This window comes from Mycolicibacterium mageritense, from assembly GCF_010727475.1.
GTDB classification, from domain to species: domain Bacteria; phylum Actinomycetota; class Actinomycetes; order Mycobacteriales; family Mycobacteriaceae; genus Mycobacterium; species Mycobacterium mageritense.
Map to the genome: position 1 here is coordinate 1,458,142 of NZ_AP022567.1, position 22,114 is coordinate 1,480,255.

The 22,114-nt window shown below is 67.1% G+C and carries 20 protein-coding genes; 12 read left to right on the top strand and 8 right to left on the bottom strand.

Features of this window, described 5'->3' with window-relative positions; all coding sequences use genetic code 11:
* Positions 1 to 8 precede the first annotated feature (8 nt).
* On the bottom strand, positions 9 to 686 hold the full coding sequence (locus G6N67_RS07140) for a VldE C-terminal domain-containing protein (RefSeq protein WP_036433392.1): 678 nt from the start codon (positions 684 to 686) through the stop codon (positions 9 to 11).
* Between the two features lie 138 nt (positions 687 to 824).
* On the bottom strand, positions 825 to 1,541 hold the full coding sequence (locus G6N67_RS07145; RefSeq protein WP_036433390.1) for a GntR family transcriptional regulator: 717 nt from the start codon (positions 1,539 to 1,541) through the stop codon (positions 825 to 827).
* A 155-nt stretch (positions 1,542 to 1,696) separates the two neighbouring features.
* On the opposite strand from G6N67_RS07145, the gene G6N67_RS07150 reads away from it, so the two are divergent.
* The 4 genes from G6N67_RS07150 to G6N67_RS07165 are packed head-to-tail and all read left to right on the top strand — an operon-like array spanning position 1,697 to position 6,054.
* A complete protein-coding gene (locus G6N67_RS07150) occupies positions 1,697 to 2,665 on the top strand; it encodes a phosphate/phosphite/phosphonate ABC transporter substrate-binding protein (RefSeq protein ID WP_036433388.1) in 969 nt (322 codons plus the stop codon).
* Position 2,666: 1 nt separating this feature from the next.
* A complete protein-coding gene (locus tag G6N67_RS07155; RefSeq protein ID WP_036433387.1) occupies positions 2,667 to 3,467 on the top strand; it encodes a phosphonate ABC transporter ATP-binding protein in 801 nt (266 codons plus the stop codon).
* Positions 3,464 to 5,050, top strand: coding sequence for a phosphonate ABC transporter, permease protein PhnE (gene phnE, locus G6N67_RS07160; protein WP_036433385.1), 1,587 nt, complete (start codon positions 3,464 to 3,466; stop codon positions 5,048 to 5,050). The genes G6N67_RS07155 and phnE overlap by 4 nt, the downstream gene beginning before the upstream one ends.
* A complete protein-coding gene (locus G6N67_RS07165; RefSeq protein ID WP_036433383.1) occupies positions 5,026 to 6,054 on the top strand; it encodes a zinc-binding dehydrogenase in 1,029 nt (342 codons plus the stop codon). Before phnE ends, G6N67_RS07165 begins: the two co-directional genes overlap by 25 nt.
* Before the next feature lie 24 nt (positions 6,055 to 6,078).
* Here G6N67_RS07165 and G6N67_RS07170 read toward each other — a convergent pair whose 3' ends face one another.
* Complete coding sequence (locus G6N67_RS07170; RefSeq protein ID WP_036433381.1) at positions 6,079 to 6,810, bottom strand: hypothetical protein; 732 nt, start codon at positions 6,808 to 6,810, stop codon at positions 6,079 to 6,081.
* Positions 6,811 to 6,976: 166 nt separating this feature from the next.
* Here G6N67_RS07170 and G6N67_RS07175 point away from each other — a divergent pair, with 166 nt between their 5' ends.
* Both G6N67_RS07175 and G6N67_RS07180 read left to right on the top strand, forming a co-directional pair.
* Positions 6,977 to 7,828: a helix-turn-helix transcriptional regulator gene (locus G6N67_RS07175; RefSeq protein WP_036433379.1), complete on the top strand. Its 852-nt coding sequence runs from the start codon at positions 6,977 to 6,979 to the stop codon at positions 7,826 to 7,828.
* Between the two features lie 124 nt (positions 7,829 to 7,952).
* Positions 7,953 to 9,119 carry a hypothetical protein gene (locus tag G6N67_RS07180; RefSeq protein WP_036433377.1) on the top strand — a complete coding sequence of 389 codons (1,167 nt, stop codon included), beginning with the start codon at positions 7,953 to 7,955 and terminating at the stop codon, positions 9,117 to 9,119.
* A 47-nt stretch (positions 9,120 to 9,166) separates the two neighbouring features.
* Here G6N67_RS07180 and G6N67_RS07185 read toward each other — a convergent pair whose 3' ends face one another.
* Together G6N67_RS07185 and G6N67_RS07190 are read right to left on the bottom strand one after the other, a co-directional pair.
* Complete coding sequence (locus G6N67_RS07185; RefSeq protein WP_036433376.1) at positions 9,167 to 10,057, bottom strand: glycoside hydrolase family 16 protein; 891 nt, start codon at positions 10,055 to 10,057, stop codon at positions 9,167 to 9,169.
* A gap of 109 nt (positions 10,058 to 10,166) precedes the next feature.
* Positions 10,167 to 10,607, bottom strand: a complete 441-nt coding sequence (locus G6N67_RS07190; protein ID WP_374762507.1) for a cupin domain-containing protein — start codon at positions 10,605 to 10,607, stop codon at positions 10,167 to 10,169.
* Positions 10,608 to 10,995: 388 nt separating this feature from the next.
* Here G6N67_RS07190 and G6N67_RS07195 point away from each other — a divergent pair, with 388 nt between their 5' ends.
* From G6N67_RS07195 to G6N67_RS07215, 5 genes are read left to right on the top strand one after another with little or no spacing between them, the layout of a single operon-like run.
* On the top strand, positions 10,996 to 12,636 hold the full coding sequence (locus tag G6N67_RS07195) for an ABC transporter substrate-binding protein (protein WP_036433372.1): 1,641 nt from the start codon (positions 10,996 to 10,998) through the stop codon (positions 12,634 to 12,636).
* A complete protein-coding gene (locus G6N67_RS07200) occupies positions 12,636 to 13,613 on the top strand; it encodes an ABC transporter permease (protein ID WP_036433370.1) in 978 nt (325 codons plus the stop codon). The genes G6N67_RS07195 and G6N67_RS07200 overlap by 1 nt, the downstream gene beginning before the upstream one ends.
* Positions 13,613 to 14,575 carry an ABC transporter permease gene (locus G6N67_RS07205; RefSeq protein WP_036433368.1) on the top strand — a complete coding sequence of 321 codons (963 nt, stop codon included), beginning with the start codon at positions 13,613 to 13,615 and terminating at the stop codon, positions 14,573 to 14,575. Before G6N67_RS07200 ends, G6N67_RS07205 begins: the two co-directional genes overlap by 1 nt.
* A complete protein-coding gene (locus G6N67_RS07210; protein ID WP_036433366.1) occupies positions 14,572 to 15,558 on the top strand; it encodes an ABC transporter ATP-binding protein in 987 nt (328 codons plus the stop codon). The genes G6N67_RS07205 and G6N67_RS07210 overlap by 4 nt, the downstream gene beginning before the upstream one ends.
* The gene (locus G6N67_RS07215) at positions 15,555 to 16,535 is read left to right on the top strand and encodes an ABC transporter ATP-binding protein (RefSeq protein WP_036433363.1); all 981 of its coding nucleotides are present in this window, start codon (positions 15,555 to 15,557) and stop codon (positions 16,533 to 16,535) included. The genes G6N67_RS07210 and G6N67_RS07215 overlap by 4 nt, the downstream gene beginning before the upstream one ends.
* Before the next feature lie 250 nt (positions 16,536 to 16,785).
* Here G6N67_RS07215 and G6N67_RS07220 read toward each other — a convergent pair whose 3' ends face one another.
* From G6N67_RS07220 to G6N67_RS07230, 3 genes are read right to left on the bottom strand one after another with little or no spacing between them, the layout of a single operon-like run.
* Complete coding sequence (locus G6N67_RS07220; RefSeq protein WP_036433361.1) at positions 16,786 to 18,396, bottom strand: amidohydrolase; 1,611 nt, start codon at positions 18,394 to 18,396, stop codon at positions 16,786 to 16,788.
* On the bottom strand, positions 18,393 to 19,475 hold the full coding sequence (locus G6N67_RS07225; RefSeq protein WP_036433359.1) for a C45 family autoproteolytic acyltransferase/hydrolase: 1,083 nt from the start codon (positions 19,473 to 19,475) through the stop codon (positions 18,393 to 18,395). The genes G6N67_RS07220 and G6N67_RS07225 overlap by 4 nt, the downstream gene beginning before the upstream one ends.
* Positions 19,472 to 20,893, bottom strand: coding sequence for a purine-cytosine permease family protein (locus G6N67_RS07230; RefSeq protein WP_230021693.1), 1,422 nt, complete (start codon positions 20,891 to 20,893; stop codon positions 19,472 to 19,474). Before G6N67_RS07230 ends, G6N67_RS07225 begins: the two co-directional genes overlap by 4 nt.
* A gap of 129 nt (positions 20,894 to 21,022) precedes the next feature.
* Between G6N67_RS07230 and G6N67_RS07235 the strand changes: the two genes are divergently transcribed.
* The gene (locus G6N67_RS07235; RefSeq protein WP_036433355.1) at positions 21,023 to 22,042 is read left to right on the top strand and encodes a LacI family DNA-binding transcriptional regulator; all 1,020 of its coding nucleotides are present in this window, start codon (positions 21,023 to 21,025) and stop codon (positions 22,040 to 22,042) included.
* Positions 22,043 to 22,114: the final 72 nt, after the last annotated feature.

Below are 22,114 nucleotides of genomic sequence, written 5' to 3' on the forward strand. Positions count from 1 at the left end.
GGCCGAGTTCAGCGCAGGTAGACCTCGCCGCCGGTCGGATAGCCGCCGCCGTACGTGGTGAGGTGCACGTGGTCGTAATGACCGTAGCCGCCGCTGCGCGGACCGCTCGGGGTGTAGTAGGTGCCCCGCCAGATCGCGTCCTGCAGCGCGAATCGCTCGGCGTTGCGCAGCGCGAACTGCACGATGGCGTTGCCCAGCGCGATGCCCGCCGCGCTGCTGGGGTTGGGGATCATCACGTCGATCGCGAGCCCGTCCGGGTGCCAGCGCAGCGCGTCCGGCCGCACCCCACCGATCTCCACGATCTCGGGGAAGGCCGCGCTGACGGCGCGCGCCGCGAGAATGGTCTTGACCTGCAGGCCGCGTTCGTTGGCGACGCCGACGGGCAGCGGGCGGGGTATCTGGGCCTCAGGGACGACACGCCACCGCGACGCGGAGATGACGTGGTCGGAGACCAGGCTCAATCCCGATTCGGGTGGCGGAGGTGGCGGCGCGGGCTGCGCCGGCGGTGCGGCGACGAGTTCGACGCGCGCGGGCGCCGCATCGTCGGCACCGGACAGGGTCGTGCCGTGGCCGGCGAGTGGGCACGCACTTCCGCCTACGACGAAAAAGAGGGCTGCGGGAGCGACGAGTGCAGCCATGCCGATCGACGGTTTCCGTCGCTTGGAGGCTAAGGCGTGTCGACCCACACGAGCACCATACGGGTAGCTGGCCGTCGACGCAGCAACCGAGTCAACGATCTGAGAGATTCCTCAGAGTGATGTCAACACCCAATATTCGGCGTTTCCGCAGGTCAATAGTCACAAATAGGTCACAAATGCGCATCCTTACGGCGCATGCATTACAGCGGTGAAAGTCATGCGGTCACCACGGTACAACGAGCGTCTTTGCTCGATGGCGACGCCGCGCTGGTCGTAGGACAGCCGGTTGAGCAGGAACATGGGTGTGCGGATGTCCACGGTCAGTAGTGCCGACTCCCGCGAATCCGGCAGCGTCGTCTCGATGGTGTCGACCGTGCGCTCGAATCGGATCCCACGGCTGCGGATCTCCGCGTAGAGCGAGGCCTCGTAGTCGAAGCTCTCCCGCAGCCCCGGATAACGCGCCGCGGGCAGCTTCGTGGTCTCCAGCCCGACGCGCACCCCATCCGTGATCAGCACGCGCTCCAGCTGCAGGATCGGATCACCGACCGCGATGCCCAGCTGATCGGCCAGCACGTCGTCGGCTTCCAGATCGGTCCAGCCCACCAGGACGCGGCCTGCGCTGAGGCCCTGCTCCTTGGCCGCCTCGGTGTACGAGCCCATCGCCAGCGGCTGCTGGATCTTGGGCCGGGCGACCACGGTCGTGCGGCCACGGCGTTCCACCCGGCCGGCCAGCAGCAGTTCGCGCAGGGCCTGCCGGACGGTCTCGCGGGCGACCGCGAACTTCTCGGCGATCTCACGTTCGGCAGGAAAGGGGTCTCCGACCTGCATTCCGTCGAGCATGCGATCGAGCTGTGCACGGACGACTTGGTGCTTCAGAACCCGAGGTTCTGCGCTCGCGGTCACGCGGCAACGATACCAGTCCTTGGTATAGACCAAGGCGTTCCGTGTTGTTCACCTTCCGTTTCGCGACGATGCATCTGCTGGTATAGACCAAGCGCCAGGGTGTGGGGCAGACCACGCACATCCGCTCCCCCGCTCCTTGAAAGGTTCAGCGCGCCATGAAGTTTCGCCGCATCTCGGCCGCAGCCGCGGCCGTCGCCGCCATAACCCTCACCCTCTCAGGATGTTCGGGCTCCGACTCGGGGTCCGGCACCACCACCGCGCAGGGCTTCCCCGAGACCCTCACGCTCGCGGCAATCCCCGCGGAGAACTCGTCCGACCTCAAGGCCAGCTACGACCCGTTGATCAAACTGCTGGAGAAGGAGACCGGCGCCAAGGTCGAATTCGTGCAGGCCTCCGATTACGCAGGCGTGGTCGAAGGCATGATCGCCGACAACGTCGACCTCGCGTTCTTCGGACCGTTCGCCTACGTGGTCGCCGGTGTCAACGGAGCCAAGATCACGCCGGTCGGGGCCGTCATCAAGGACCAGGGTGCGCCGCCCGGATACCAGTCGTACGGCCTGGCCCGGGCTGACGAGGCAAACATCAACGGGCTCAAGGACTTTGCCGGTAAGAAGGTGTGCTTCGTCGACCCGGGCTCGACGTCGGGATTCCTGTATCCGACAGCCGGCCTGATCGAGGCAGGGGTGCTCAAGTCGGGCTCAGAAGCCGACATCTCCGCGGCGATGTCCCCGGTGTATGCCGGTGGCCACGACTCGTCGGCGCTGGCGATCGCCAACGGCGACTGCGACGCCGGGTTCGCGTTCGACACAATGGTCGACAAGACCATGATCGCCAAAGGCGACCTCAAACCCGGCCAGCTCAAGACCGTGTGGAAGTCCGAGATGATCGCGGGCTCGGTGTTCGCAGCCAACGATTCCCTCGGCACCGAGGCCATCGACAAACTCAGATCCATCTTCACGACCAAGGCCAACGTCGCCAACTTCGAGGCAGAAGGCTTCTGCACGGGCGACGCGTGCCGCATCACCGATGAGCGGGCGTGGGGCGTCGCACCGGTCGACAACTCCGACTACGACGGCGTCCGCCACGTCTGCGACGTGACCGGCTCGGACAAGTGCAAGGGCTGACGTGGGCACCGACCATCCCGTCGCGGGCGACGACCTCGTCGTGGGCGCCCGCGACGTCACCAAACGGTTCGGGGACACACTCGCCCTCGACGAGGTGTCGCTCGACGTGCACCGCAGCGAGCTGTTGATGCTGCTCGGGCTGTCCGGGTCCGGCAAGTCCACGCTGCTGCGCTGCCTCAACGGCCTGCACCCCGTCACCTCAGGCACCGTCGACGTCGGCGGCATCCGGGTGGACCAGGCGTCGTCCGCCCAGTTGCGTCGCCTCCGGCGCCGCGTCGGCTTCGTCTTCCAGCACTTCAATCTGGTGGGCCGGCTGAGCTGCCTGGAAAACGTTCTCATCGGCGGCCTCGGACAACTGCGGCTGCCCCGCTACGGCACGCTGACCTATCCGAAGCGGATGCGCACCGAGGCGCTCGCGCATCTCGACCGGGTCGGGTTGGCCGACTTCGCCGAGCGTCGCGCCGACACGCTGTCCGGAGGCCAGCAGCAACGGGCCGCCATCGCACGCACGCTGATGCAGAAACCCGCGCTGCTGCTCGCCGACGAGCCCGTCGCATCGCTGGATCCCGAGAATGCCGGCGTCGTGATGGATCTGCTGTTCCGGGTGTGCATCGAGGAGAAGCTGACCGTGGTGTGCACGCTGCATCAGGTCGATCTCGCGCTGGGCTGGGCACACCGGATCGTCGGCCTGCGCGGCGGCCGGAAAGTGCTCGACCGTCCAGCCGTCGGGATGACACGCGAGGACGCCATGGCGATCTACCAGCGCGTCGATCCCGCAGTGTCGCGGGCTCACCCGTCATGAGCACCGGCCTCACCGAGCGCACAGCGGCCCCGGCACTGCCTCGACGCACGCTGCCGGGCCTTTTGCAGCTCATCGCGGTTGCCGCCGTCGTGGCGACGATCGGGTCGGCGTGGGCGATCGATTTCGCCCCGGCCGCGCTGCTCGACGGGCTCGACGAGGTCGTGGCGCTGTTGGAACGCATGGTCCCGCCGCGGCTGGACGATCCGGGCCGGATCGCGGGGCTGGCGGTCGAGACACTGCTGATGGCGGTCCTGGGTACGGCGCTGGCCGCCGTCGCGTCGGTGCCGCTGGCGTTCATGGCGGCCCGGAACACCACCCCGCACCCCGCGGTGTACACCATGGCCCGCGCGGTCATCACGTTCTGCCGGGCCATGCCGGATCTGCTGTTCGCAGTGCTGTTCGTGCGGGCGCTCGGGATCGGTGTGCTGCCAGGGGTTCTCGCGCTGGCGCTGCATTCGATCGGCATGCTCGGGAAGCTGTTCGCCGACGCGATCGAGCAGACCGACCCGGGACCGCGGGAAGCCGTGCGCACCACGGGCGCAGGCTACTTCCGCGAGATGCTCAACGCGGTCGTTCCCCAGGTGGTCCCGTCGTGGATCGCGACCTTCGTCTACCGCATCGACATCAACCTGCGCATGTCGGTGGTGCTGGGGTTCGTCGGGGCCGGCGGTATCGGCTTCGCGCTCCAGGATGCGTTGCGCGGCTTGATCTATCCGCGTGCCCTCGGCATCGTCTGCGTGATCCTGGCGATCATCGCGGTCATGGAGCTGCTGGCGATCCTCATTCGCAGGATGTTGCTGTCGCCCACCGACGGCCATCCGTTCCGGGACCGCGTCGTCCGGTTCACGTTGACGGGTCTGCTGCTCGGCACGTGCCTCACGGCTCTCGTGGTTCTGAAGATCAGCCCGCTGTCGCTGTTCACCTGGGTGGGGCCGTCCGTCGAGATCTTCACCCGGATGCTGCCGCCCAATTTCACCGCGCTGGGTGCCGAGTTGTTCACCGCCGCAGCGCAAACCGTAGCGATCGGCGTGGTCTCGACCGCCATCGGTGTCGTCCTGTCCATCCCGGTCGGCGTCCTGGCGGCCCGCAATGTCACGCCGCATGCCGCGGTGTACTGGGCGGCGCGGAGCTGGATCCTGGTGGTACGCGCGGTGCCCGAGTTGATTCTCGCGGTCGTGTTCGTCGCGGCGCTCGGGCTCGGGCCCGTCGCCGGAACGTGTGCGCTGGCCATCGGATCGGTGGGCTTCCTGGCGAAGCTGGTCGCCGATGCCGTCGAGGAGATCGATCCCGGCCCCATGGAAGCCGTCAGATCCGTCGGCGGCGGCTGGTGGAACACGTTGTTGTCCGCGGTGATTCCGCAATCCGTCCCCGCGATGGTGGGGGCGAGCCTGTACCTGTTCGACGTCAACATCCGCACCTCGACCATCCTCGGCATCGTCGGCGCGGGCGGCATCGGGTACCTGCTCTTCGAGTCGATCCGGACCCTGAACTTCGATGTCGCCGGGGCCATCGTGATCGTCATCTTCGTCATCGTCTACGCCATCGAAAGGTTGTCCGGGTGGATCCGTTCACGCCTCGTGTGACCATGGCCGCGGTCTGGACCGGGGGCACCGGCATCGAGTTGCGCAAAGTCGACATACCCGAGCTGGTTGACGGCGACGTGCTGGTGCGGGTGCGGCTGGCCACGGTGTGCGGCAGCGACCTGCACACCGTCACCGGACGACGGCCCGCGGCCTGCCCGTCGATCCTCGGACATGAGGCCGTGGGCGACGTGGTGGCGGCCGGCGCGGATGCGACGGTCGAGATCGGCCGGCGGGTGGTCTGGTCGGTCACCGTCGCATGCGGTGAATGTCCGCGCTGCCTTTCCGGTTTCACCGCCAAGTGCCGTTCGGTACGTAAGGTGGGCCACGAGCCGTTCGACGGAAGCTGGGCGTTGTCCGGTTCGTATGCCGAACATGTCCTGCTGCCCCGCGGTACGGCGATCGCCGCGGTTCCCGACACCTTGCCGGACGCCGTGGCGGCGCCTGCCGCGTGCGCGACCGCGACGGTCATGGCCACGCTCGAAGCCGCGGGTGCACTCGCCGGCCGCCGGGTGCTGATCGGCGGTGCCGGCATGTTGGGCCTCACCGCTGTCGCGGCGTGTGCGGATGCCGGTGCCGACGCGCAGGTGGTCGATGTCGACGCCGAACGCCTCGCGCTCACCACACGGTTCGGCGGTAGACCATCCGACGGCACCGCGGTCGACGTGGCGATCGACTACACCGGATCCACCGGCGCCGTCGCAGCCGCGCTCGATCGGCTCGACGTCGGCGGCATCCTCGTGCTTGCGGGTTCGGTGCGGCCCGGCCCCGCATTGCCCATCGACCCGGAAACCGTTGTGCGGCAGTGGCTCACCATCACCGGCGTGCACAACTACGAACCGCGCCACCTCGACCGGGCCGTGGCGTTCCTGGACCGCACCCGGGATCGCTACCCGTGGCAGTCTGTGGTGGCCGCGCCGGTCCCGCTCGCAGAGATCGCGTCGGCGCTGCGGCCGCCGCCCGCGGGCGTGCTGCGGACGGCGGTGCAGCCGTTTCAGGACTCCTGACGGTCGCTACGTCAGCCCGCCGGATCACTGCGCGCGCAGGCCGGTGACGGCGAACTTCTCCACCGTCGCGACATGCCCGCCGGTCCACACGACCAACGTGAGAGCGCCGGGCTGCGGCGGCGAGGTCATGGTGACCCGCGCCGACCAGGGTTGCGCCTCTCCGCCGGCCGCAGCGCAGCAGTCTTCCCCCAGCACGCCGGCTTGCGTGCTCTGTCGCACCTGCAGGTGCATGCTTTCGTCCACGCCGGTGATGACGCCACCCGCCTCGATGACCGAGGCCGCGGTGCTGCCGTACGGCGGGGTCTCCAGCGTCAGCACGTCGTCGCGAGTGCCGACCACCTCCCATGGCGCATCGGGCCGCGGGCCGAACCGCGCCAGGTGGATGGTCGCGACGGTCGCTGAGCGCGCATCGGGCAGCGGGTAGCCGACGCCCACCCATGCCTCGCCCGGTTCCTCTGCCACGGTGGTCGTCCGGTCGACCTCGGTGAAGCCGAGATAGTTCTGGGTGAAGAACAGCGCCGTGGCCTTGGCGTCGGCGTGCCAGGGCGAGTGACCCGCCGCGGCTTGGCCGTTCAGCCAGTCGTCGGCCTCCTGCTGCGAAGCGAACGGCCACAAGGGTTGGAAGGCAAAGGCGCTGGGCGCCGGAGACGGTGACGGTGTTGCGGTCGGAACACCGCATGCGACGAGCATGACCGCAACCAGCACCGCGCCTGCGCGGCGTACCGTGCGGCGATGGGCGCTCCGTTCCGTCGCCATCCGCAATCCCCCAGACCGAGGTCACGACCGGTTGCCGTCGGCAACGTGACCGCTCAGCGAGTCTATCGAGGGATGCCCGCAATCGACTGAAATCGATGTCCCGCTCAAACGCACTGGCTTAAACTCCTGCCCGATTGACGGAGTCGTCAACGGAGGTGTCGCGCGCATGAAACCGTGGGACGGTGATCGGCCGCTGACACCGCGCATCGTGCTCGGTGAGAAGACTGTCGCCGCTCGCGGCATGACCTTCAGGTACGCCACCGAACAGATTCGCGCCTCGACCGATTGGTGCTGTTTCGACGACAGCAGGCATCTGGTCTACGTTCACCGCCTCGGGCACCTGCGGTCGATGGAAACCGACCTCGACTGGGGCCCGTCCGGCCGGACGCTGCCGACTGCCGGCGATATCTGGGTGGTGCCCGCGGGCAATCGGTGCGCGGCCCTGGTCGAGGGTGATGCGGCCGGATACTGCGAGATCGCGATCCCGCATCGACTGCTGGGGTCGACACCGCTGATCCCCCGCATCAAACACCGCGACCCGTTGATCCATCAGTTGGTCGACAAGATCGCCGGCGCCGCAGACCGCGACGACGCGCTCGCGCGCCTGCTTCAGGACACGCTCGCCGAAACGGTCCGCCTGCTGATCACCGACAAGTACACGGTGACACCGCCCGAGCGGGCTCGCGGCGCATGCACACTGGACGCCCGTGCCCGCTCACTGCTTGTCGAATTCCTTGAGGACAGCCTGGACTCGGAGATCCACCTGGAAGCGCTTGCCGCGCTGGTCGGCATGCCCGTGAGCAAGTTCATCAAGGCGTTCCGGGCCGCATTTCACACCACGCCGTACCAGTTCGTGCTCGACCGCCGGATCGATCGCGCCAAGACGCTGCTCTTGACCACAACTCGGACGATCACCGATATCAGTGCAGCCGTCGGCTTTTCGACGCCCAATCACTTCGCGACCGCGTTCAGCCGCCGCGTCGGGGTCTCACCGCGGTCCTACCGCAACAACCACTGATCCAAACCCAGGATTTTCATAATTGGAACGTGTTACAGAATGCGAATGTTCTTCGCCGACTTCCCGGATACCTTCACGCGGTCAGTGATGGCTGACACCCTCACCTGAACCGAAGGAGACCGAGTTGCCACTCGCTCTACGACCGTACGCCACGGTCGGCATCGCCCTGGTCGGCGCCGGCGTCATCGCCGTCACTCCCGTCGCCGCTCCCCCGCCCGAAATCCAAAGCCACTCGGTGCAACTCACCGCAGCCGTCGACAACCCCGTCGACGTCTTCACCCCGGTCTTCGAGAAGGCCGCAGCGTTCATCCAGACCACGATCGCGAACGAGACCGCCAATCCGCTGCCCATCGTCAACGCCGTGATCGCCAAGGGCACGGCCGACGCCCAAACCCTCGGCGAGATCGCCGAGGCGCTCGCGCCGGTCGTCAAAGCCGTGATTCTCAATTTCCCCCCGACCGCCGCGGCTGCGCTGCAGAAGGCTGCCGCGGGTGATCTCGACGGCGCGATGTCGACCTTTGTGCCGCTGTTCATCGGGCCTGTCATCGGCGGGTTCCAGCAGTACATGAAATTGACCGATCTCGTGCGCGGCGAATTCGAGGTCGTGGCACGGCTGGCCGAGGCCACCATGTATCAGGCATGGGGAACCGCGCTGGGCACTGCGTTGGCGGGATTCACCGTTGCCACCACGACGGCCGCCGGCATCGAGGCCGTCGGCACCGCGATCGTCTCAGGGGATCCGGCGAACGTCGTCAACGCCGCACAGCACAGTGTCGCGAACATCGCCTCGGCGGGCATATCCGCTGTGGACACCACGATCAATCTCAACGTCGCGCTCGCTCGCCAGGCCTTCGCCAAGGCCATCAACCCACCACCCCCGGAACCCGAGGAACCGCTCACCGTGGGGACGGCAGAACCCCTTTCGCTGCCGGCTACCACTCCGGCCGTTGAAAAGGTCTCCGCGGCAACTGCTCCGGCCACCACCGAAACCCCTGCGGCCGCGGCCACCGACGAGCCGTCGAAGACCCCGCCACCGGAATCCGACCGGGAGACAACCAAACCGCTGGTCCGCGACAGCGCGATCGCCGTACCGGGCACGCCCGGGGTGAAAGGCAGCGCGGGCGAGCGCTCGACCAAGCCTGTGACGGCGCTCGGTGAACGAGTCTCGGCCGCGGTCAACAAGATTGGCGAAGGCATCAAGAAGGCCTTCGCCAGGCCCACCTCGAAGACATCGAGCACCACCGAGTCGTCTGCCGACAGCGGTACCGGCGCTTCGGGGGACGCCGAGTAGCGCATGAGAACGGCCCCCTCCGGCGGGAGGGGGCCGTTCGTCGTTCGTCAGCCCTGGAAGACCCTGATCCAGTCGACCAGCATCTCGGCCGGGTAGTTGCCGCCGCTCGGATCGCGCCCGCCCGAGCCGCCGACCGCGATGTTGAACACCGGCACCAAGGTGTAACCGGGATCGTTGAACGGCCAGTCCTGCAACGAGTTGGCCGGAACCTCGAAGTACGGTTCCATGCCGGGCGCGTAGTCCTTCCAGAAGTACATGCCCTGCGGCGTCCACGACATGCGCCAGGTGTGCCATCCGCTGTCGATGGGATGCGGGTCGGTGGCGAACGATTCCCCGTCCAACCGCGCGTGCACCGTGGTGCCCGACGGCCAGTCACGGTTGCCGTACCACTCGACCAGGTCGACCTCGCCACCGCGGACCGGGTCGTCGTTGAGCAACCAGAACGCGGGCCAGGCCCCGTCGGTGAGGCAGTTGAGCTTGACGCGGGCCTCCCACGTGGTGCCGATGCCGCCGCGCCAGTTGCCGACGACCTTGGCGCTGGCGTACTTCTCCTGGATCGTGGTGCCCGGGCCGCGCGTCGCGCGGATCACCAGGTTGCCCTTGCCGTCCTGGAAGGCGTGCTCGGTGTCGGTGACGTAGCGGCCCATGTTGAACGGCTTGTCCCACTCGACCGGGTTCTTGATGGTCTCGCGCTCCGGGATCAGGTGCCACCACGCCGGGTCGGGCGGAGAGCCGGCCGGGCCGTTGAACTCGTCCTGGAACAGGAACGTCGGTGCAGCATTGGCTGCCGCCGGTGTCGGCGATCCGGGGGCCGGCGCAGCCGGCCCGGGTCCGGGCGGGTTGTCCCCGATCGCGGGGTCGGCGTTGGCGACCCCGGCAGGCAACGCAGCGGCTGCCACCCCCAGACCCATCATGAACATCACACTGCGACGATCCATCTCAGGCACAGCCACACAATAGAGGGCAGGCGAGGGATACGGGGTATTTAGGTGCGGTAAACAAGGTCGTGGCCGCCGCGCGGTTCGGTTTTCCGACGCAAACCCGCAGCTACTGGCAGATTGCCGGGGCATCCTCGCGGGGTGCGGCGTCGGCCGGAAGCGTGTAGGTCACGACCACCTCGGCATCCGCGGTGCCTTCGTTGACCACCTCGTGGGCGATCCCGCCGAGGATGAACACGGCCTGCCCCTCGGTGTAGACCACGGGTGCGCAGTTGGCTGCCGTACGCAGCACCACCGCGCCCCTGGTGATCACCGATTGTTCGGGACCGGGGTGCGCATGCCAGCCGCTGCGGGCACCCGGTTTGAGCACCAGGTTCTGCACATAGAACGTGGTGGGCTGGCCCGCGGTGACGATCCAGATCGGCGAAGTCGTGGTGCCCTTGGCCAGATCGGTCCGTTCCACGTCGCCCTCCGCGGGTGTGGCCCCGGCCGAGGCGGACAGCAGGCCCGCGGCGAACAGAGTCATGGCGCCGACGGCACCAGCATGCATGCGCTTCATGAGCCCTCCCGGGGTTTTCGCAAACGTAGCGCCGACCCAACTCCCGCGCCAGCGCATTGACCAAAACCCTTACGGCAGCGCCCCGGTGGCGTCGCCGGTGGACCGTGCTACCGGATTGCCAAGCGCCGAGCCGACATTGAGGGCCCCTGCGGACCGGCGCTGTACGGACGGTGTCACAAATTCGTCATACTCACGTCAAATATACGGCCGACCACGGCAGATTCACCCCGAACTTCTGCTCACACTCTGTTACGCAGTAGAAACTTCGGTTGCCCAAGTTGCGGGCCGTGAATTTTCCCGAAAGATGCTCAACGGCGCACCGAAATGGCGTACAGCTGTATCGGGAGTCGTCCAGGACGCATTTTTCAAGGGGAGTCGCATGATCATGCCGCGCAGAGTTCTGACCATCGCCAGCATCACCGCGCTTGCGGTATTCGGTGTCGCCGCTTGCGGCGGAGGCGGGGGCTCTGGCGCCAAGGAGGGCGGCGAGATCAACGTGAGCATGACCTCGTTCCCGGACTACGTGGACCCCCAGCTGTCGTACACGCTGGAAGGCTGGGAGGTGCTGTACAACACCTACACCCCGCTGCTCACCTACAAACACGCCAAGGGTGAGGACGGCACCGACATCGTGCCGGGCCTGGCGAAGGATCTGCCCGAGGTCTCGTCGGACGGCAAGACCTACAAGCTCACGTTGCGCCCGAACATGAAGTACTCGGACGGAACACCCATCAAGGCATCCGATTTCACGTACGCCATCCAGCGGTTGTTCAAGGTCGATTCGGGCGGCTCGGTGTTCTACGGCGTCATCGCCGGCGCCAACGACTACGCCGACGGCAAGGCCGACACCATCAGCGGAATCAAGACCGACGACGCCACAGGCGACATCACGGTCACCCTGACCGAGCCGAACGGCACGTTCGACCACATTCTCGCGCTGCCGTTCGCCGCGCCGGTCCCGCCGACCACCCCGCTCGACAAGGATGCGACCAACAACCCGCCGCCCAGCAGCGGGCCGTTCACCATCACCAAGGTCGACGCGCCGCACACACTGACCATGGAACGCAATCCCCAGTTCAAGACGGTCAAGGACGCGGGCGCCGACGAGGTCGCCGATGCGCACGTCGACAAGATCATCGTGACGCAGAACAAGAGCAACAGCGCGCAGGTCACCGGCGTGCAGCAGAACAAGATCGACTTCATGACGGATCCGCCCGACGCCGACCGGCTGCCGGAGGTCAAGGCCCGGTACGGAAACCGGTTCCGGCTCGAGGATTCCATCAACACCTACTACTTCTGGATGAACACGCAGCAGGCGCCGTTCAACGACCTGCGCGTGCGCCAGGCCATCAACTACGCGATCGACCCCGAGGCCCTCAACCGCATCTTCGGCGGCCGCCTGCACCCGACCCAGCAGATCCTGCCCCCGGGCATGCCGGGCTACGAGGAGTACAAGCTGTATCCCGGGCCGGACGTGAACAAGGCCAAACAGCTGATCGCAGAGGCCAATCCGGCCGACCGCAACATCACCGTGTGGACGGACGACGAGCCGGACCGCAAGCGGATCGGCGAGTACTACCACGACGTGCTGACCCAGCTGGGCTTCAACGCGACCCTCAAAGTCATTGCCGGTGACGTCTATTGGACGACGATCGGCAACCAGACCACTCCCGATCTCGACACCGGGTTCGCCGACTGGTTTCAGGACTTCCCGCATCCCGACGACTTCTTCCGCCCGCTGATCAACGGCAAGAGCATCCTGCCGACCAACGGCAACAACTTCTCGCGGGTCAACATCCCCGAGTTGGATGCCAAGATGAACCAGCTTCTCACCCAGCAGCTTTCCGATGAGGTGAAGAAGGGTTACGCCGAGCTGGACCGGTCCTTCATGGAGCAGGCGATCTGGGCACCGTACGGCAACGAGCAGTTCACCACGTTCGTGTCGGACCGCATGGACTTCGACACCAGCTATCACCATCTGTTGTTCAACCAGGACTACACGTCGTTCGCGCTCAAGTGATGGCGGTCGCCGTACAGGGACGCAGCCCCTGGTATTTGGCGTGGATCCGGCTGCGCCGCAACAAGGTTGCCCTGGCTTGCGGTGGACTGTTCGTGGTGATCGTGCTGTGCTGCCTGGCCGCCCCGCTGTGGGCCGACCACGTGGCACACACGTCACCGAACGAGAACCACATCACCGACAAGGTGCTGATCGACGGCGAGGAGACCTACGTGGTGTCGCCGGACGGCACTCCCATCGGTCCGGGGCTGCACGGCCGGTATCTGCTGGGTGCCGACCAGAACGGCCGCGACGTCATGGTGCGGTTGCTCTACGGCGGTCGCACGTCGATCTACATCGGCCTGGCCGCGGCGCTGACCACTACGGTGCTGGCGGTGATGATCGGCCTGCTCGCCGGCTACTACCGGGGCTGGATCGACGCGCTGCTGTCGCGGGCGATGGACGTGGTGTGGGCCTTTCCCGTGCTGCTGCTCGGGATAGCGCTGGGCACCGCTCTGGCACTCGGGGGCGTCAAGCTCGGCCCGGTGCAGGTCGCCGGGGACTCACTGTGGATTCCGATCCTCATCATCGGCTGCGTGTACGTGCCGTACATGGCCCGGCCGATCCGTGGCGAGGTGCTGGCGTTGCGGCAGAAGGAGTTCGTCGAGGCCGCGGTGGCCATGGGCAAGGGACCGCTGCGCATCATGGGCTCCGAGCTGCTGCCCAACATCATCTCCACGATCATCGTGTTCTTCACGCTCAACATCGCCAACAACATGCTTTTGGAGTCGGCGCTGTCGTTCCTCGGGGCCGGGGTGCGGCCCCCGAATGCGTCGTGGGGCACGATGATCGCCGACGGGTACCAGACCATCTACACCGCGCCGCATCTGACGATCGTGCCCGGCCTGATGATCGTCATCACGGTGCTCTCGCTCAACGTGTTCGGCGACGGGTTGCGTGACGCGCTCGACCCGAAGGCCCGAATCCGGTTGGAGCACTGATGGTCAGATTCGTCGTCCGGCGGCTGCTGGGCATGGTGGCCGTGTTGTTCGCCATCTCGGTGCTGGTGTTCGTCATCTTCAACGTGATCCCGAACTCGGACCCGGCCGCGCGCATCGCGGGCAAGAACGCCAACCCGGCACTCATCGCCCGGGTCAGCCACGAGCTCGGGCTCGATCAGCCGTTGCCCGTGCAGTACCTGACCATGATGAAGCAGATCTTCACCGGCCAGCTCACCTCATACGCCAGCAATCGCAATGTCGCCGAACAGATCTGGGAAGGCCTGCCCGCGACACTTTCGCTGTGCATCGGCGCGGCGGTGTTGTGGATGGCACTGGCCATCTGGTTCGGTTACCTCAGCGCCGTGCACGCGGGCAAGTTCACCGACCGGGCCCTCACGGTGCTGTCGCTGGCCGGCATCTCGATGCCGGTGTTCTGGTTGGCCGCGATCCTGCTGTACTTCCTGAGTTACAAGCTCGAGCTGTTCCCGTCGAGCAGCTACGTGCCACTGGCGGAGGATCCTTTGCAGTGGGCGTATCACCTGATCCTGCCGTGGATCACGCTGGCCGTGCTCTACGTCGGGTTCTACAGCCGCGTGCTGCGCACCAACATGCTCGACGCGGCGCACGAGGACTACGTGCGGACCGCTCGCGCCAAGGGCATCAGTGAACGGCAGGTGCGGGTCCGGCACATCCTGCGCAATTCGCTGATCCCGATCGTGACGTTGTTCGGCCTGGATTTCGGCGCCGTGGTGGGCGGTGGCGCGATCCTCACCGAAACCGTCTTCAACATCAACGGTGTCGGGCTGTATGCGGGCGAGGCCATCCGCACGCTGGATCTGCCGCCGCTCATCGGCGTGACGATGTACGGAGCGTTCTTCATCGTGCTGTTCAACACGATCGTCGACCTGGCATACGCCTACCTCGATCCGCGGATCCGACTGGGAGAGGCGGCACCGGTATGAGTGAACTCCTTGAGGTCAAAGAACTGAGCGTCAGCTTCACCACCGACGACGGCGTCGTGCAAGCCGTCGACGGGGTGTCGTTCTCCCTGGGCAGTGGCGAAATCCTCGCGGTCGTCGGTGAATCCGGGTCGGGCAAGAGCGTGACCGCGCAGACCTTGATCGGGTTGACCCGCGGTTCCAACACGGCCATCGCGGGCTCGGTCGAGTTCGACGGACGCGACATCACGGCCCTCGACTCCGCCGCCATGCGTTCCGTGCGCGGCGAGCACATCGCGATGATCTTCCAGGATCCGATGACCTCGCTGAACCCCGTGTACCGGGTCGGTGACCAGATCATCGAGATGATCCGGGCGCATCGCGACATCTCGAAGGCGCAGGCCCGCGAACGCGCGGTGGAACTGCTCCGTTCGGTGGGCATTCCGCATCCCGAGCGCCGGGTCCGGGACTACCCGCACGAGTTCTCCGGTGGTATGCGGCAGCGCGTGATGATCGCGATGGCCCTGGCATTGGAACCCGAGCTGCTCATCGCCGACGAGCCGACGACGGCCCTCGACGTCACGGTGCAGGCCCAGATCCTGCGCCTGGTCGAAAAACTCAACGCCGACCGCGGGTTGGCGGTCGTGTTGATCACGCACGATCTGGGTGTGGTGGCCGAGGTGGCCGACCGCGTCGTCGTCATGTACGCCGGTCAGATCGTGGAGGACGGCACGCTCGACGAGATCTTCTACGATCCGCAGCATCCGTACACCTGGGGCCTGTTGGGGTCGATGACGCGGCTCGACCAGCCACGCACGGCACGGCTGACCCAGATCTCCGGGCAACCGCCGTCACTGCTCGATCCCCCGACGGGGTGCCGCTTCGCCCCGCGCTGCCCGCATGTGTTCGAGAAGTGCGCCGAGCCTCCGCCGCTCGAAGCCCGCAACGGCGGCGCACATCTGGATCGATGCTGGTTGTCCTTGGACGAGAAGAGGACTCTGCGGTGACTGCACTGTTGGAAGTGACCGATCTGGTCAAGTACTTCCCCGTCAAGGCCGGGGTGGTGATCGACCGTGAAGTGGCGCAGGTGCGGGCCGTCGACGGGGTGAGCCTGACGCTCAACGAGGGCGAAACCCTGGGCCTGGTCGGCGAATCCGGCAGTGGCAAGTCGACCCTGTGCCGTGCCATCCTGCAGCTGATCCGGCCCACGTCGGGGTCGGTCCGGTTCGACGGTGAGGAGCTCGTCGGACGGTCCCCGCGCGAGCTGCGGCCGCTGCGGCGCCAGATCCAGATGATCTTCCAGGATCCCTATGCATCGCTGAATCCCCGCAAACGCGTGGGCCAGATCATCGGCGACCCGTTGGAACTGCACGGCCTGGCCAGCGGCGCCGACCTCAAGCGCCGGGTCCAGGAGTTGCTCGACCGGGTCGGACTGCGTGCCGAGCACTACAACCGGTTTCCACACGAGTTCTCGGGCGGGCAGCGCCAGCGCATCGGGATCGCCAGAGCCGTTGCGCTGCAACCCAAGCTGGTCATCGCCGACGAGCCGGTGTCGGCGCTCGACGTTTCGGTGCAGGCGCAGATCATCAATCTGCTCAAGGAACTGCAGGAAGACTTCGGGCTGTCCTACCTGTTCGTGGCGCACGACCTCGGCGTGATCCGGCAGGTGTCGGACCGGGTCGCGGTGATGTACCTCGGCAAGGTCGTCGAAAATGCCGAGGCCGACAGCCTCTACGGCAAACCGCTGCACCCGTATTCGAACGCGCTGCTGTCAGCGGTGCCCATCCCGGACCCCAGGCGCAACGTGGAGCGTGAGCGCCTGGTCCTGGAGGGTGACGTGCCGAGCCCGATCAACCCGCCCTCGGGCTGTAGCTTCCACACGCGCTGCCCGTGGTGCACCGAGGTGTGTGTCACCGACGCCCCTCCGTTGGAGGAGCTGGAACCGCGCCATGCCGCGGCGTGTCATCATCCGCGAAATCTGTAGGCCCCCGGCTGGACGATGCGGGAGCTGCCGGTGATGTTGTGGGCTGGCACTGTGGCGAACGTGCAGGCTTGCGTGGTAATTTCGCGATTTTCGTGACAACAGGCTGCACGCTCGCCACAGTGCGCCAGAGGGGATCCACCTCGCTGGCCGGGGCCACAGAACACGACCAAGGCATCCAGGCACTTAGTTTGAAGATCGCGGTTATCAGGTAGCCACGATCTTCAACGTAAGTGCACCAGAGACGCTGCAGTCAGCCCGCGTGATGTTCCCGGCCCGCGGACACGGTCGTGCGCACTTTCGCCGTCAGCAGTGCATCGGCACCGACGGTGAACGGATCGCTGTCGAGCACCACGAAGTCGGCGGCGTGCCCGGCCATGAGGCGCCCTGTCACGCCTTCCCACCGGCACGAGTACGCGGCATCTCGGGTGGCGTGCGCTATCGCCTCGGCCAACGGCAGCGCGTAGTCCGGCAGGTTCGGCGCAAGTGCCGGGTCGCAGGCGGACCGCCGTGTGGTGGCCACGTACATGTTGGGCAGCGGCGGGTACGGCGCGGTCGGCGCATCTGAGCCGAATGCCAATGTGGCTCCGGCAGCTGTGAATTCGGGCCACGGAAAGCCGCGGTCAGCGCGGTGGTCGCCGAGCATGGCGCGCCAGTTGTCGGTGATCGCCGGATCGGCGTGCACGGGCTGCATGGATGCGACGACACCGAGGCCGGCCAAGCGCGCGACGTTGGCCTCGGTCACGGTCTCCAGATGCTCGATGCGGTGCCTGCGGTCGCGCGGCCCGTTGACCGCGATCGCGTGCTCAAGAGCCGAGAGCGCGATGTCGGAGGCTTGGTCGCCGATGGCGTGCATCGCGACCTGAAGACCCGCGGCGTCGGCGGCCGCGACCACGGGTGCAAGGGACTCGAGATCCCAGATGGGTTCGGGGTGACTGCCGTTGGCGTAGGGCTCTTTCATCGCGGCCGTGCAGCTGTCGATCACACCGTCGACGAGGATCTTGATGCCCGTGACACGCAGCCACGGCCCGGGCACGCGTCGGCTCAGCTCGGCCGCTTCATGCACCTGGGCCACGTTGTCGGCGGTCGACGCGGTCCGGTTGACCAGCCAGTGCCCCGCGATCCGCAGCGGCAACGTGCCATCGCCCGCGGCCAGCGCGCGTTCGAGCGCGGACAGATCGGCACTGTCGAGCCCCATGTCGACGGCTCCGGTCACACCGGCGGCCAGATAGTGGGCGAACGTCGCGGCCAGCGCGGCGTCGCGCTCGTCGTCGGTGACGGTGCTGTCGAGGAACGTCCGCATGAGCCCCAGTGCCGCCGTCTCGTACAACATTCCGGTGGCATTGCCGTCGCCGTCGCGTTCGATCGTGCCGCCGATGGGGTCGGGAGTGGCGGCGTCGATGCCGAGTTCGCGCAGCGCCGCGGTGTTCACCCACGCCGAGTGCACGTCGTTGGAGGCCAGGTACACGGGCCGGTCGGCAACGGCCGCGTCGAGCATGTGCCGGTCCGGCGCACGGCCCGCCAGCGGAGGGTACAGCCAACTGCGGCCCAGGATCCGCGGTGCGGACGGATCCGCCGAAGCGGCTGCCGCCAACCGGTTCTGGATGTCGGCGAGGTCGACGGCGTCGAACAGGTCGACCTGCTGGAGCGCCTGCCCCATCGACACCAGGTGGGTGTGGGCGTCGATGAAGCCCGGTAGCACCAGGGCGCCGTCGAGTTCGACTGTGCGGGTGATGCCGGGCAGCGCGTCGGCCGCCGCGGTGTCACCGACGAACATCAGCTCCGATCCCGAGACCACAAGGGATTCGGCCCATTCCGGTTGTGTCGCGGTGAAGATCCGTCCGCCCCGGTAATGCGTCGTCATCGGGCAGCCACCTGCGTGGTCTCCACGGTGTTCCAGTTGCCGTCCCGGGCCTGCAACGGCGTGCCCGCGAGGATGCGGGCCCGGCGGTGCTCGGGTTCGAGCAGTACGGTCGCCAACGTCGCCCAGCGTTGACCGAACACCGCGCCCGGCGCGGGTGTGCAGCACAGTTGCGGCTGGCCGGGATCGGACTGCAGATATGGGATCAGGTCGACGGCCTGCTCTGGTGTCGGGTAGCGCACGAGCCGGGACGTGATGAGCTGCAATCGTTCCTGCGAATCCGGGTCGTAGAGTCCGGGTTTCTCGAACGGCGTGTTGCGAGCGTCCAGGAAGTGGTTGGTGTGTGGCAGGTAGCCCCCGCGCTGCGACAGCACGGTGACTCCGCGTGGGCTCAGTTCGGCACACACCGCGGTGGTCGGATCGAGCAGGGTGAAGGCGCCCGACGTGCGGATCGGCGCCCCACGCAACACCTCCAGCGCCTCGGCCACACTGCCCGCAGTACCGAGAACCGCCGCCGCGAGCACATGCACCGGCACACCCGCCGGCGCGTCGTCACGGTGCCCGAGGATGTTGAAGAACAGCCCGAGGCCCGCGCTGTTGACCCCGATCTTGCCGAGCATGCCGTGTTCGGTGAGGCCGACGTACGCATGCGTGGTGCCCCGCACGTCGTGCAGATGCCAGAACGGGTCCAGCTCCTGGTGCCAGTCCCAGGTCTGAATACCGAAGGGCGCACCGGTTTCCGGTACGCAACCGATCGTCGAGCATTCGCCGGGCCTGCTTCCCAGCGCCTGAGCCAGGATCTCGGTGCGGGCATTGACGGCCATCACCCGCCAAGGGTCGAGACCGGCACCGTCTGCGACCCCGACGATCTCGTCCACATAGCGCGAGTCCCAGCGCCCGATGACGTCGGTGATCCGCTCGGCATCGGAACACACTGTCGCTTCATCGATTCCGACGGTCCGGAACAGGTCGAAGTACAGGTCGACGGCCGCGGGCAGGTCAGCGCGCAACGCATGCCCGCGGGCCCGGCCCCGTTCGGTGGGAGCCACGCCGTCGACGACGATGATCTCGTGCCCGGTCATGCCGGGACCGCCTTACGTCGGCCCATCAGCACGACGTACAGCACTGCAGGAACCAGGAGTCCGACGGGAAGCGAAAGATCCACGCCGCCAATCGCTTCCGCGATCGGACCGGTGTACACCGGGGCGGCCACACACAGCAGGCTCAGGCCGATGCCGATCAGCACCGCGACGGCACCGGCCCGGTTGACGCCGGCGGTGTACCAGTACGGGCTCGCCGGGGTCTGATCGGTCAGCCCCGGGCCGTCGTATGCGTTGCGCCGCCACAGCACGTCGGCCACGTACACCGCCATCACCGGCCCCATCACGGTGACCACGAGCTGCATCATATTGCTCACGGTGTCAAGAAAGTTCGAGACCAGCAGGGCGTACATGGTCATGGCGGCACCGATCGAACCGTCCAGCAGCACACTGCGCGACCGGCGCAGGCGCAAACCGACGGCCTGCAGCGCCAGGCCCGAGCTGTAGGCGGTCATGGCGTTGTTGGCCATGGTCCCGAGGATCACCGCGATCAGGAAGATCGGCACGAACCACGACGGCAACGCACCCTCGAGGGCCGTCTCCGGGTCTGCCATGTCGAGCGCGGTCGCGGCGAGCGCGCCCAGCCCGGTGATCAGGACGCTGGGCACGTACGCGCCCAGCGTGGTCCAGCCGGCCACGGCGAACGGCGAGGAGGCGGTGGGCAGGTAGCGCGCGAAGTCGGCGCTGTTGGTGTAGGACAGCGGGGCCGACGCGACGATCGCCAGTCCGGCTGCCACGGTCGCCCAGAGTTCGATCCCGTGCAGCGGCTGGCCGGGCTGGTATCCCCAGTTGGCGCTGCCGAGGACGTATGCCGCCATCACGACGAACACCGCGGTGAGGACCAGGGCGAGTGGCTGGTACAGCCGGACGATCGTGGCGTGGCCGTACACGCTGATGGCCAGCGTGATCACGGCGACGGCCAGGATCAGCCCGATCTTGACGGGCAGCGTCACCGCGACGCCGAACCGCTCGGCCAGCCGGAATGCCGTGTAGGAGGCGGCCGCCCAGTTCAGCGCCAGGTAACAGACGCTGATGAACCAGCTGGTCACCACGATGTTCACGCGATTGCCGCGGATACCGAACACCGCGCGCGTGATGACCTCGCTGGGCGTGCCCGACGCAGGCCCGCTCGCGGCCACGATGCCGGTGAGGATCGAGAAGAGATTGCCGACGACGATGACGGCCAGCGCCTGCCACAGGCTCAGGCCCATGAGGATCAGCGTCCCGCCGACCACGAGTGCCAGGTAGCCCACGTTCGGCGCGGCCCATACCGCGAACAGTTCCCGCGCCCGGCCGTGCCGCTCGCTCTCGGGGATGTAGTCGATCCCGTGGGTCTCGACGCGGCCCGCCTGGTCGGCGGCCGCCGGGAGATCGGTGGTGGCGGCGGGGTCTGCCGTCATGGGTGCCATGGCTCCTCCAGGGTGCGTGATTGCGATCACGCTACGTACCCAAATCGATTTGGACAATAACGTCTCCAAACTTTTTCAAAATCGATTTGTACGAGGTCCAGCCGTTGTTAGCCTGATCTCGTGCCCGAACGCCGCGTACGCCCGACGATCCACGACGTCGCCCGCCGCGCCGGGGTTTCCGCGACCACCGTGTCACACACGTTCAGCGGCAAAGGCGTCGTCGCCGCCGCCACCCGCGAGCACGTGCGCGAGGTCGCCAGAGAGCTGGGCTACCGGCCCGACGCGGTCGCGCGCGGGCTGCGCAACAGCAGGCTGGGGGTGCTGGCGCTGGTGCTGCGCCCGCTGGAGACCCTCGACTCGTTCCTGCCCGAAGGCGTGGACTACTTCCTGAGGTTCGCCGGGCAGGCCGCACTCGCCGCGATGCAGCTCGGATACGGGCTCATGCTCGTATCGGACCCGACGCAGGAAAGCTCACCGTCGGCCGCGCTGGCATGCGACGGCTTCCTGATCACCGAGCCCGTTCAGGGCGACCCACTGGTGCGGATGCTGATCGACGAGCGCATCCCGTTCCTGACCGTCGGGCGGGATCCGGCGAATGCCGATTACGACACCTGGATCGACACCGGCACGACGCAGATGACATACGAGGTGCTGCGCCACCTGACCGAGGCAGGCGCGTCGCGCGTCGCACTGGTCACCGGAACCGACCGCAACTCATGGAACATCGACGCCGAGAATGCGTACCGCGCGTGGGCTGCCGACCGTGGGCAGGAGCCGCTCGTCGTACATCAACCGGAGACCGCGGGCGAATCCGGAGGAAGCGCGGCAGCCCACGAATTATTGCGTGCCGCAAGCCCTCCCGATGCCGTGTACTGCCTCACCGGCAGGCACGCGGCCGGGCTGCTGCGCGCCGTGACCGAACGCGGCTACACCGTCCCCGGAGACATCAGGATCGTCGCGGGATCGGATTCCGAGCACAGCCGATCGACCACTCCCCCGATCACGTCGGTCGACCTCGGGCCGGAACTACTCGCCCGCGTCGCGGTCACCATGCTCGTCAATCGCCTTGAGTCGCTTGACCGTCCGATCCCGCCGGGCGATCTTCACGGCCGCCTCATCGTCCGGGGTTCGACCGCTTAGACGTGCACCCCGAACTCGACGAATACGCTGTTATCCGGCTGTGCGGACGACATTTTCGTCGAACTCGCGCTG